This window comes from Rhizobium sp. Nf11,1, from assembly GCF_050587665.1.
Taxonomy (GTDB): domain Bacteria; phylum Pseudomonadota; class Alphaproteobacteria; order Rhizobiales; family Rhizobiaceae; genus Rhizobium.
This window is the reverse complement of sequence record NZ_JBOBHU010000031.1, coordinates 21,877-33,820: the sequence shown is the minus strand read 5'-3', so window position 1 is coordinate 33,820 and position 11,944 is coordinate 21,877. Positions and strand designations below refer to the sequence as shown.

General features: G+C 64.8%; 10 protein-coding genes. 4 read left to right on the top strand and 6 right to left on the bottom strand.

Annotated elements, in window-relative coordinates; all coding sequences use genetic code 11:
• Nucleotides 1-4: 4 nt before the first annotated feature.
• The 3 genes from trpC to ACQ7C1_RS29300 are packed head-to-tail and all read left to right on the top strand — an operon-like array spanning nucleotide 5 to nucleotide 2,536.
• Entirely contained in the window at nucleotides 5-817 is an 813-nt protein-coding gene (trpC, locus tag ACQ7C1_RS29310; protein ID WP_430960828.1) for an indole-3-glycerol phosphate synthase TrpC, read from the top strand.
• 1 nt (nucleotide 818) lies between these two features.
• Nucleotides 819-1,316, top strand: coding sequence for a cyclic pyranopterin monophosphate synthase MoaC (moaC, locus tag ACQ7C1_RS29305; protein ID WP_430960827.1), 498 nt, complete (start codon nucleotides 819-821; stop codon nucleotides 1,314-1,316).
• Nucleotides 1,313-2,536 carry a molybdopterin molybdotransferase MoeA gene (locus ACQ7C1_RS29300; protein ID WP_430960826.1) on the top strand — a complete coding sequence of 408 codons (1,224 nt, stop codon included), beginning with the start codon at nucleotides 1,313-1,315 and terminating at the stop codon, nucleotides 2,534-2,536. The genes moaC and ACQ7C1_RS29300 overlap by 4 nt, the downstream gene beginning before the upstream one ends.
• Nucleotides 2,537-2,552: 16 nt before the next feature.
• On the opposite strand, the gene ACQ7C1_RS29295 is transcribed toward ACQ7C1_RS29300, so the two are convergent.
• From ACQ7C1_RS29295 to ACQ7C1_RS29275, 5 genes are all read right to left on the bottom strand, one after another.
• Nucleotides 2,553-3,212, bottom strand: a complete 660-nt coding sequence (locus ACQ7C1_RS29295) for a class I SAM-dependent methyltransferase (RefSeq protein ID WP_430960850.1) — start codon at nucleotides 3,210-3,212, stop codon at nucleotides 2,553-2,555.
• 42 nt (nucleotides 3,213-3,254) lie between these two features.
• Nucleotides 3,255-5,201 carry a DEAD/DEAH box helicase gene (locus ACQ7C1_RS29290; RefSeq protein WP_430960825.1) on the bottom strand — a complete coding sequence of 649 codons (1,947 nt, stop codon included), beginning with the start codon at nucleotides 5,199-5,201 and terminating at the stop codon, nucleotides 3,255-3,257.
• Between the two features lie 98 nt (nucleotides 5,202-5,299).
• The gene (locus tag ACQ7C1_RS29285; protein ID WP_430960824.1) at nucleotides 5,300-7,156 is read right to left on the bottom strand and encodes a CHASE2 domain-containing protein; all 1,857 of its coding nucleotides are present in this window, start codon (nucleotides 7,154-7,156) and stop codon (nucleotides 5,300-5,302) included.
• A gap of 5 nt (nucleotides 7,157-7,161) precedes the next feature.
• On the bottom strand, nucleotides 7,162-7,680 hold the full coding sequence (locus tag ACQ7C1_RS29280; RefSeq protein WP_097599339.1) for a FecR domain-containing protein: 519 nt from the start codon (nucleotides 7,678-7,680) through the stop codon (nucleotides 7,162-7,164).
• A gap of 125 nt (nucleotides 7,681-7,805) precedes the next feature.
• A complete protein-coding gene (locus tag ACQ7C1_RS29275; protein ID WP_430960823.1) occupies nucleotides 7,806-8,951 on the bottom strand; it encodes a citrate synthase in 1,146 nt (381 codons plus the stop codon).
• An 83-nt stretch (nucleotides 8,952-9,034) separates the two neighbouring features.
• Here ACQ7C1_RS29275 and ACQ7C1_RS29270 point away from each other — a divergent pair, with 83 nt between their 5' ends.
• Entirely contained in the window at nucleotides 9,035-10,123 is a 1,089-nt protein-coding gene (locus ACQ7C1_RS29270; RefSeq protein WP_221112452.1) for a citrate synthase/methylcitrate synthase, read from the top strand.
• Nucleotides 10,124-10,182: 59 nt separating this feature from the next.
• Here the strand turns inward: ACQ7C1_RS29270 and ACQ7C1_RS29265 are convergent, their stop codons facing one another.
• A complete protein-coding gene (locus tag ACQ7C1_RS29265; RefSeq protein ID WP_004673124.1) occupies nucleotides 10,183-11,811 on the bottom strand; it encodes a CTP synthase in 1,629 nt (542 codons plus the stop codon).
• Nucleotides 11,812-11,944 lie beyond the last annotated feature (133 nt).

Genomic DNA, 11,944 nt, shown 5'->3' with positions numbered 1-11,944 from the left:
GCCGATGACCGATATCCTGAAAAAGATCGAACTCTATAAGCGCGAGGAAATAGCCGCCGCCAAAGCCGCGGTGTCGCTCGCCGATTTGAAGGCAATGCAGGCCGATCAGTCAGCGCCTCGCGGATTTCATCGGGCGCTCCTTGCCAAGCGTGAGGCTGGCCAGTTCGGTCTCATTGCCGAGATCAAGAAGGCAAGCCCATCCAAGGGCCTAATCCGCCCGGACTTCGATCCGCCGGCGCTGGCAAAAGCCTATGAAGCCGGCGGCGCCGCCTGCCTTTCCGTGCTGACCGACACGCCGAGCTTTCAGGGCGCACCGGAATTCCTGACGGCGGCCCGAGCCGCCTGCGCGCTGCCCGCCCTGCGCAAGGATTTCATGTTCGAGACCTATCAGGTCCACGAGGCGCGCGCCTGGGGGGCCGATTGCATTCTGCTGATCATGGCGTCGCTGAGCGATGACGATGCAGAGCGTCTGCAGGACGAAGCTTTTTCGCTCGGCATGGACGTGCTGGTCGAGGTTCACGACGCGCCGGAAATGGAGCGGGCGCTGAAGCTCTCTTCGCCGCTTATCGGCATCAACAACCGCAACCTGCGGACCTTCGAAGTCAGCCTGACGGTCAGCGAGACGCTTGCCTCCATGGTCCCCGGTGATCGGCTCCTCGTCGGAGAAAGCGGCATCTTCACCCATGCCGATTGCCAGCGCCTGCAGGCCGTCGACATCAATACCTTCCTTGTCGGCGAGAGCCTGATGCGCAAGGACGACGTGGCGGCGGCCACCCGCGCGCTGCTCTTCGACGAAGCCGCCATCGCGGCCGAATGATATGAGCGGCGCAAAGCCCGGTCTGACCCATATCGATGCCTCCGGCGAGGCGCATATGGTCGATGTCTCCGACAAGGCCGAGACGGTGCGCATCGCCACGGCCGAGGGTCATGTGAAGATGGCGCCGGAAACTCTTGCGCTCATCCGTCAGGGCAACGCCAAGAAGGGTGATGTCATCGGCACGGCGCGCCTTGCAGGCATCATGGCGGCAAAACGCACCGCCGATCTCATCCCGCTCTGCCATCCGCTGATGCTGACCAAGGTCACGGTCGAAATCGAGGAAGATGCCGCCCTGCCCGGCCTGCGCGTCACCGCCACCGCCAAGCTGACCGGCAAGACCGGTGTTGAGATGGAGGCGCTGACCGCCGTCTCGGTCGCCTGTCTGACGATCTATGACATGGCCAAGGCCGCCGACAAGGCTATGGAGATCGGCGCCATCAGGCTGCTCGAAAAGTCCGGCGGCAAATCAGGCGATTTCCGTCATCCGGAGGCAAGATGAACCTTCTCCCGATCGCCGACGCCTTGGACCGCCTGCTCTCCCGCGCCAAGCCCGTCGCTGCGTCGGAGGCGCTGCCGCTGGCCGAGGCTGAAGGCCGCGTTCTGGCGGTTGATCTTACCGCGCGCCTGACCCAGCCGCCCTTCAATGCCTCGGCCATGGATGGCTATGCGCTGCGCCGCGAGGACGCACCGGAGGCGGGTGCTGAACTGAAGGTCATCGGCACGTCGTCCGCCGGCCACGGCTTCGACGGAAGCGTCGGCCAGGGAGAGGCCGTGCGTATCTTCACCGGCGCGCCTGTTCCGCCGGGCGCCGATAGCGTCCTGCTGCAGGAGGATGCGGAGAAGATCGACGGCGGCATCAGAACCAGGTTCCCGGTGCGGCTAGGCCAGCATGTGCGCCCCCGCGGTCAGGATTTCGCCGAAGGCGAAGCGGTGCTGCCTGCCGGCACCGTGCTCGATTTCTCCCGGCTGACGGTCGCGGCCGGCATGAACCGGCCCGATGTCGAGGTTCTCAAGCGCCCGCTGATTGCCATCCTGGCAACCGGCGACGAATTGCTGCCGCCCGGAAGCACGCCCGGACCTTCGCAGATCATCGCCTCCAATACCTTCGGTATCGCAGCCCTGGCCCGCAATGCCGGCGCCGATGTGCTCGATCTCGGAATCGTGCCCGACGACAAGGCAAAAATCACCGCAGCGGTCGATAAGGCCCGGGATGCCAAGGCCGATGTCATCGTCACGCTCGGCGGCGCGTCGGTCGGCGATCATGATCTGGTGCAGGCCACACTTATCGAAGCCGGGATGCAGCTCGATTTCTGGCGCATCGCCATGCGCCCCGGCAAACCGCTGATGGTCGGCAGCTTCGGCGAAACCCATGTGCTCGGCCTGCCCGGCAATCCGGTTTCAAGCCTCGTCTGTTCGCTGCTGTTCCTCGAGCCACTGATTCGCAAGCTCGCCTCCCTGCCGCCGGTACGGCGTGAGACGACGGTGGAGGCTGCCGTCACACTGCGCGCCAATGATCACCGGCAGGACTATATCAGAGCGAAACTTACGAAGTCCGTTTCCGGAAACTGGCTCGCCGATCCCTTCGGCAAGCAGGATTCCTCGATGATGAAGGTGTTCGCGCAAGCCGACTGTCTCATTATCCGTCCGCCGCACGCGCCGGAACTCCCGGCCGGAGCACACTGCCCGGTCATGCTGCTGCGGCCGGATCTTCTCGTATAGTCTCGCCTCTTCCCGATCAGGAGAGCGAAAAAACGCCCGCTTGCACCGCGCTACTGCTGGCAGTCGCGCCGAAGTCCGCAACCGCCTGTGTCGAGATTCGCCTGAGTTCTCGATCCGGCAAATAGGCTCGCTCGGGATCGCCGACCAGCACCTCTATGCCGCTTGCCCGGCAAAGCCGCAAAAAGGCCAATACACGCAGGGCAAGCGAGGGATCATAGAAAAGATCGCCGACCACGATCAGATCAGTCGCTTCCGGTGGCGGCGCATCGAGGATATCGGCGGCGACCGCCGAGATGGTCACGCCGTTGATTGCTGCGTTGAGACCGATTGCTGCAATGGCATTGGCATCGACATCGACCGCCATCACCATCGCTGCTCCAGCCTTCGCCGCCGCGATGGCCACCAGCCCGGAGCCGGCACCGAGATCGAGGACGCGGCGGCCGGCGACCTTTTCCGGGCAGTCGAGCAGATGGCGGGCAAGCACGACGCCGCCGGCCCAGGGATAGGCCCAGTACGGCGGCGGATCGGCCTCTCCGCGGTCGGCAAGCCGCCAGAGGCCGCTCGCAGGCCCGGCCGAGTGGAGCAGGATCTCGGGGATAGACGGGACCGCCGCTATCGGCAGATTGGCCTTGATGAAGGCGGCCGGATCGACACGAAATATGCCGGAGTGTTTCATCGTCATCTGATCCTGCTGGTCAAGAATCCTGCGCGATAGAAATCAGCCCGGCTTTTTCTTCGAGAATTTGCCTTTCGCTCCGCCTTTGCCTTCATATTTGCCGCCATCGAATTTGGGCTTGTCATATCTGGGCTTGTCGAATTTCGCGCCATCGTAGCCGGGCTTGCTTGCCTTCTTGCTCCAGGGCTTGGCGTCGCGCCGTTCTCCGCCGCCATTGTCGGCTGCCGCATAGCCGCCGCTCGAACCCTTGCCGAACTTTTTCTTCGGCCGTTCGTCACGGAACGCCTCGCCAGGCCGTTCGTCACGGGCCTTGTCGGCATAAGGTTTCGGCGACGACGCGCGGCTGAAATCCGGCGTGCCGGCAAGCCTCGTCACGCGGATACCGCGTTCGAGCGCCTTGTTCGGTCCGATGGCGTTCAGGAAGCTCTCGGCGCTCGCTGCCGCAATCTCCACATAGGTTTCCTCGGGCTGCATCTTGATCGCGCCGATCTCGCGCTTCGTGACGTTGCCGTTGCGGCAGAGCATCGGGATCAGCCAGCGCGGCTCGGCATTCTGCTTGCGCCCGACCGAGACCGAGAACCAGACGCTCGGGCCGAAATCTTCGCGCGGTCCCTTTTGCGCCGGCTCGAAGGGGGCGGCATTGTCGCGGCGCTTACGGCTGCGATCGTCTTGAACGGTAACCTCGATCAGATCTTCCGGCGCCGAATGATTGGTGCGGTAAAGGCGCAGGAAAGCGGCGGCGAGCTTTTCGGCGCCATGGCTGGAAAGCAGTTGCTGCACCAGTCCCCGCTCTTCCTCCTGCGGCGCGTCGTGGAAGATCGGATCGGCAAGCAGCCGCTCGTCGTCGCGTTCGCTCACCTCCTCGGCCGACGGCGGCCGCGCCCAGGCCGCCGAAATGCCGGCATTCTCCAGCAGGCGTTCCGCCTTGCGCCGGGCATTCAGCGGCACGATCATGGCGCTGATGCCCTTGCGACCGGCCCGGCCGGTGCGGCCGCTGCGATGCAGCAGCGTTTCCGGATTGGTCGGCAGGTCGGCATGGATGACGAGGTCGAGACCCGGCAGGTCAATGCCGCGGGCGGCGACGTCGGTTGCGATGCAGACGCGGGCGCGCCCGTCTCGCATCGCCTGCAGCGCGTGGCTGCGCTCGTTCTGCGTCAGCTCACCGGACAGCGCTACCACGGAAAAATTGCGGTTATTGAAGCGCGCGGTCAGATGATTGACGGCGGCGCGCGTCGAACAGAACACGATGGCGTTGGTCGCCTCGTAATAGCGCAACACGTTGATGATCGCGTTCTCGCGGTCGCTCGGGGCCACGACAAGCGCTCGATATTCGATATCGACATGCTGCTTCTCCTCGGCCGCGGTGCTGATCCGCACGGCATCGCGCTGGTAGCTCTTGGCGAGCTTGGCGATCGCCGCCGGCACCGTCGCCGAAAACATCAGCGTGCGGCGCTCGTCCGGCGCCGAGTCGAGAATGAATTCCAGATCCTCGCGGAAGCCGAGATCGAGCATCTCGTCGGCCTCGTCGAGCACGGCGGCCTTCAGCTCCGACATGTCGAGTGCATGGCGGCGGATATGATCGCAGAGCCGGCCGGGTGTGCCGACGACGATATGGGCGCCGCGCTCGAGCGACCGGCGCTCGCTGCGGATGTCCATGCCGCCGACGCAGCTTGATATCACCGCACCGGTCATCTCATAAAGCCATTCGAGTTCGCGCTTCACCTGCAGGGCAAGCTCGCGCGTCGGCGCGATGACGAGGGCGAGCGGCGCTCCGGCGTTGCCGAAGCGTTCGCTGCCGTCGAGCAGCGTCGGCGCCAGCGCCAATCCGAAGGCGACAGTCTTGCCGGAGCCGGTCTGGGCCGAGACGAGTGCGTCCGAAGCGGCAAGCGCCGGATCGAGCATCGCCTGCTGTACCGGGGTAAGTTCGGCGTAACCGCGTTTCTGCAACGCCTTGGCGATCGCCGGAACGACGCCGTTGAATTCTGTCATGAGTTCGATCTTTCGGAGCTTTCAGGCGCGAAATGCGCCATGGCCGGAGCCAGCCGGCGGGATATTGGCGCCGTTCCTAGCCGCTCCCGCAGCGATTGTCAAAGCGTGCGGCTGCGCCACAGCCAGGCATCGATATGGCTTGCCCTGCCGCGCAGTTCGGTTTCCAGCGGCCCTTCGATCCGGCCTGATTTGAGGAGCACGCTGTCCGGGCCTGCGGCGCCGACGATTTCGGCGCTGAGCGCCAGCTCGACGCCATGACGGGCGGCGACCTCCATCAGGCGGCTTCCGACGTTCACCGTATCGCCCGCCGCCGTGATCTGTTGCCTGTCGCCGGTGCCGAGCCGAGAGGCGACGATCGGCCCACAATGGGCGCCAACCTTGAAACCGATGTTCTTCCCGGCAAAGCCCCCCTGCGTCCGAAGCCAGGCGCGGGTGCGCTCGCAGAGCCTGACCGCGCAGGCGATGGCCCGGGCGGCATCGTCGTCGGCGACTTCCGGCAGGCCAAACAGGATCATCGCCCCGTCGCCCATGAAGCTGGTGATGGCGCCGCCGTGGGCCCGTGCCTCCTCATCGATGATTTCGAAGAAACCGCTTAGCATTTCGCTCACCCTGACCGGCCCGAGGGTTTCGCTGAGGCCGGTGAAGCCCGAGAGATCGATGAAGACGACGGCCGCGTTCTGGCGCACCGGGGCGGCGAGGAAGTTCGGATGGCGCGCCAGCCATTCTCCAAGACCGGGCGCCTCGATGCGCTGCAGCAGCGCGCTCTGCTCGGCGAAATGGCGGGCGCGGCCGCGGTCGAGCCAGAGCTCGGCTGCGCCGAAGATCAGCACTGGCGGCAACGCTGCGGCGATCGGCAGGGCGGCACTCAGCCAATAACCATGCGCAAACGCCGCCAGATTGAGCATTGCCCAGACGACCAGCACCAGCACTATGATTGCATAGCCCGCAGCACTTCGCCGCCAGGCGGTCAGCGAAATCAGCATGATCGCCAGCCCGACGGCGATGGCGGCATCGATCAGCCTGATCCTGTGGTTGCGCACCATGCCGTCGCCAGTGACGAGATGGGTGATCGCGGTCGACATCACCTCGACGCCCGGCATCACGGGATCGAAGGGCGTCGGGAAGACGTCGCCGCCACCGGTGACGGTCGAGCCGATGACGACGATGCGGCCGGTGACCGCGTCCGCCGCAAGCTTGCCGTCAAGCGCGTCGGCGGCGCTTGACGTGGCGATGCTGCCGCGCCGGCCATAGAAGGTCACCGGCAGGCGCTGGCCGATATCCGTGGGAATGCGCAATGCTCCGAGCATGATCGCATCGCGTTCGATGCTGGGATCGACACCGAGCGCCACCGAGGCGGCTCGCAGCGGAAAAGCCGGATCCAACCGGTCTGCGGCGCGCGAGATCAGTGGAATGAAACGAGGCGTGCCGGTCTGGTCGGTGGCGACATTGACGACACCGACCGCGGCCGCGCTGGCAAAGCGCGGAAGCGGCAAGAGAAGCTGATCTGCTTCAGGGATGGCGGCAAGCGGATCGTCTGCCAAGTCGGTAACCCGCTGCCGGCTCTGCACAAAGGTGGCCGCCGCCGCAATCACGCTCGGTCCCTCTCCAAGGGCAGCGGTCAGTGCTGCATCGCCCTCCTCCGGTCCCGGATCGACGAGGAGGATGTCGAGAGCCAGTGCCTTCGGCTTCAAAGCGTTGATTGCATTGACCAGACGCGCCAGTGTCGCCCGGTCGAGCGGATAGCCGTGGGCCGCCGCCGTACGGTCGTCGATTGCGACGATCGAGACGACGGGAGGCGGCGCCTTCGCTCCGACGACGATGCTGCGAATGTCGGCGAGCGAGGCCTCCATCCGGTCGAGAAAGCCTATCCCGCCATTGAGATTGAGATAGCCGAGCGCCGCGCTCCAAAGACCGGCCAGCAGCAGCGCGATCATGGTCAGCAGGCGATGACTCATGGCATTTATTGGCCGAGGCGGGCAAGAAGGGCGGCGACACGGGGCGCGGGCCAGCGGCGCACGACCAGCGGTTCGGTTCCGCTGCTAACATCGACGCCCTCGCCCGGAGACAACACCACCGGCTCGCCGGCAGGCCGGCGGACGGCCACGCTGCCTCTGACGACAAGGACCGAGGTCTTGCCGCCCGCGACGTCGACAGCCCATTGCGTGCCGCGCACGGCAGCGATCGCCTGCGGTGTCACCACCTGGAAACCACCCGCATGCTGACTGCCGTCGACATCGACGAGGATGGCCTTGCGTCGCAGCGAGGCCGAATCGGGACTGCCGTCGCGATTGCGGTCGGAGAGTTGGAAAGACGCGCCGGCCTCCGCGGTCACCTTGACGCCACCAGGGCAACTGAGCGTCTGGCGGGCGCCGCCATCGCGCGAGATCGCGCAGCCCGCAGATTGCGCGAGTACCGCGCCCTGCGGAATGAGGCCGGCAGCGAGCCCGGCGGCAAACAGCTTGAGAAACGTTATATTCATGGAAAGCCCCCGTGACCGGGCGGAACTGCATCTGCGAAAGCGCCCGCCAACCGTCTTCTTCCATACGAGGCATGATAGCCGAATTCGGATATTTCAATAGGCGAAAAAAAGCGAACCGCGCATCCTCAAGTGCTGCTCTTCATATCGGGCGCCGGTCCGGTATAACGTGCCCGTGGCCGGATCAATTCGCCGCTTTCGATCTGCTCCATCGCATGCGCGAGCCAGCCGGTGCAGCGTGCAAGCGAAAAAATGACGATCGGCGCCTCTCTCGGCAGATCGAAGGCTGCCGCCATCGCGGCAAGCGCGAAATCGACATTGACCTTTTCCCCGACGATCTCCTCGCCCCTATCCCTGACCTCGGCGAACTCAGGTGGCAGTGAAAATTGCGAAAGCAGCGCCAACGCTCTGATATCTCCGTCCGGATAAAGCGGATGACCGAAGGCGGATAAGCGATTGCCCTGGGCAAGGGTGCGGCGGATGGCCTGCGCCGGACCGAGGGCGCAGGTTGCCTCGATCAATGCATCCACGCTCTGCCAGGCGGCGCCGTGCAGCGGTCCCGTCAGCGTCGCCAAGCCGGAAATTACGGCGGCCGATAGCGCCGCACCCGATGAGGCCGTGACTCGTGCAGCAAAGGCCGAGGCGTTGAGTTCATGATCGGCAAGCAGCACCAACGCGCGACGCAGGCATTCGCCGGCCTCCGGCCGCTGCCAGCTTGCCGCAAGCCTGAGATGCAGCGGCCGGTCCGAAGCGCCTGGTGCCAACGCATCTGCGATCGTGGCGAGAATTCCGTGCGCCTCGCGCCGGAGTGCCGCCGGCGAGCGGCCAAGCGACGGCAGGTCCGATGTCACCCGCCCGGCAAGCGCCAGGAACGCGGCCTGAAGCGATGGAGAGCCATGCGTGGTCGCGGTCGAGGAGGCAGGCGTCTCCGCTCCATTCCACAGCAATGCCGCGGTCTGCTCCAGCGTCGCCGTCTCGGCGAAACCGGCCACATCCTTCCCACGATAGAAAAGGCGTCCGCCCGTCACGGTGGAGATTGCCGAGGAAAGTACGGGATCGCCCCAGCGGATCGTCTCGGCCGCCACTATTTCGGCCTTGCGGCGGCCGGCATGGCGATCTGCAAGCCGCCGCACGTCGGCAGCGTGATAGAGGCTGCGGCGCGGATCGGCGGGATCGGGCTTGGCGCGGATGCGCCCTCGGCTGACATTGGCGTAGAGCGTCTGCGGTTTGGTCTTCAGCGCCTGCAGCGCCTCGTGGGTGGTCAACCACGGCATCACAGCCTCACATTGATCAATTGCGTCAAGATTGACGTCAATAAGACTAGGTCGGATCATTCGAGCCGTAAAGGAGAACCCACATGAAAAACGGGCTGGAAGATGTTATTGCCGCCGAAACGCAGCTGTCGGATGTCGATGGCGAAGCGGGTCGACTGATCATCCGCGGCGTATCGCTGGATCATCTGGTCGCAGGCGGCACCTATGAGCGCGTCGCTGCACTGCTGCTCGACGGCCTGATGGAGCGAAGCTTCGATGAGGTGCTCTTACGCGATTGGCTGGCACAGGCACGAACGAAGGTTTTCGCCCATATCAAAGCCGCCGACGCCGCCTTGATCGCCTTGCCGCCGGTCGATGCGATGCGGGCACTGTTAGCCCGGCTGCCCGATGGCGAGGATTTCGACATCGCGCTCAGCCTTCTGGCAGCGCCGGCGGTCTTCCTGCCGGCGATTCTCAGGCTGCAGCGCGGGCAGAAACCGATCGCGCCCGACGCCTCGCTGCCGCAAGCGGCCGATATCCTGCGCATGCTGATCGGACGATTGCCGACCAGAGAGCAGACGGCGGCACTCGACGCCTATCTCGTGACGATATCAGATCATGGGCTCAACGCCTCGACCTTCGCATCGCGGGTCATCGCCTCGACCCAGGCTGGCCTCACCTCTTCGGTTCTGGCGGCGTTGAGCGCGCTGAAGGGGCCGCTGCATGGCGGCGCGCCCGGTCCCGTCCTCGATATGCTGGATGCGGTGGGAACGCCGGATAATGCCGGCACATGGCTCGCCGATGCACTCGATCGCGGCGAAAGGCTGATGGGCTTCGGCCACCGCATCTACCGCGTCCGCGATCCCCGCGCCGATGCGCTGAAAGGCGCGCTGACGCCTTTGATCTCGTCAGGCCAGGTCGACAGCGCCCGCGTCGAACTCGCCGAGGCGGTGGAAGCCGCCGCATTGGCGATCCTGAAAGCGCGCAAGCCCAACCGGCGGCTCGAGGTCAATGTCGAATTCTATACCGCGCTGCTGCTTGAAGCGCTGGGCTTCCCGCGCCAGGCCTTCACCGGCGTCTTTGCGATCGGCCGCACTGTGGGGTGGCTGGCGCATGCTCGCGAACAGGCGCTCGACGGCCGGCTGATCCGCCCGCGTTCGGTCTATATCGGGCCGCTGCCGACCGCTGCCTGAAAATAGAATGGCTGATTGACGAGATCGCGCGATAGCCGCGCGATCTGGCGCCGCAGTCGTCAGACGAGACGGCTCTGCTCGGTTGCTGCTTCGATGAAGCTTGCAAACAGCGGATGCGGATCGAGCGGCCGGCTCTTCAGTTCGGGATGGTATTGCACGCCGATGAACCAGGGATGATCGGGATATTCGATCGTCTCCGGCAGCACGCCATCCGGCGACATGCCGGAGAAGACGAGGCCGCAGCTCTCGAGCCGGTCCTTGTAGTCGATATTGACCTCGTACCGGTGGCGATGACGCTCGGAAATATCCGTCGAGCCGTAGATCTCCGAGATCTTCGTGCCCTTCTTCAGCGCCGCCTTGTAGGCGCCGAGGCGCATGGTGCCGCCGAGATCGCCGGCCGCCGTGCGCTTCTGCAGCTCGTTGCCCTTGACCCACTCTGTCATCAGGCCGACCACCGGCTCCTTCGCCGGGCCGAACTCGGTCGACGACGCGTCCGGCACATCAGCGAGATTGCGCGCCGCCTCGATGACGGCCATCTGCATGCCGAAGCAGATGCCGAAATAAGGCACCTTGCGCTCGCGGGCGAAGCGCGCCGCATGGATCTTGCCCTCGGAGCCGCGCTCGCCGAAGCCACCGGGCACCAGGATGCCATGCACCTTTTCGAGATAAGGTGCGGGATCTTCCTTTTCGAAGACCTCCGACTCGATCCATTCGAGCTTGACCTTGACCCGATTGGCGATGCCGCCGTGATGCAGCGCCTCGATCAGCGACTTATAGGCATCCTTCAGACCGGTATATTTGCCGACGATCGCGATCGTCACCTCGCCTTCCGGCGTACGGATGCGGTTGCAGACCTCTTCCCACTGGTCGAGGCGCGGCTTCGGCGCCGGCTCGATGCCGAAAGCCGCGAGCACTTCGTCGTCGAGGCCTTCCTTGTGGTAGGCCATCGGCACGTCGTAGATGTTGGCCACATCGAGCGCCTGGATGACGGCCGACGGACGCACGTTGCAGAACAGCGAGAGCTTGCGGCGCTCGGCTTCCGGAATTTCGCGGTCGGCGCGCACCAGCAGGATATCGGGGTGAATGCCAAGCGCCTGCAGCTCCTTCACCGAATGCTGGGTCGGCTTGGTCTTGAGCTCGCCGGCGGCCGGAATGTAAGGCATCAGCGTCAGATGCACGTAGACGGCGGTGCCGCGCGGCAGGTCGTTGCCGAGCTGGCGGATTGCCTCCATGAAGGGCATCGCCTCGATGTCGCCGACCGTGCCGCCGATCTCGCAGATGACGAAGTCGTAATCCTTATTGCCCTCGGTGACGAAATCCTTGATCTCGTTGGTGACGTGCGGAATGACCTGCACCGTCGCGCCGAGATAGTCGCCGCGCCGTTCCTTGTCGATGATGTTCTTGTAGATGCGGCCGGTGGTGATGTTGTCCGTCTTGGTTGCCGAACGGCCTGTGAAGCGCTCGTAGTGGCCAAGATCGAGATCGGTTTCCGCGCCGTCGTCGGTGACGAAGACCTCGCCGTGCTGGGTCGGGCTCATCGTGCCCGGGTCCACGTTCAGATAGGGGTCGAGCTTGCGAAGCCGCACCCGATATCCACGGGCCTGCAGCAACGCTCCGAGAGCCGCGGCCGCAATTCCTTTTCCGAGAGAGGAAACCACGCCGCCAGTGATGAATACGTATCGCGCCATGGGATTCACCGGATACCTTTTCAAAAACGATTCCACCAGCCCAAAAATTCTTTTCCAGAATTTTCGGAGCCTGACCGGGAATCTGCACAAAAGAAAACCGGCAGACCCGAGGGCCTGCCGGCGGTTTATGTCG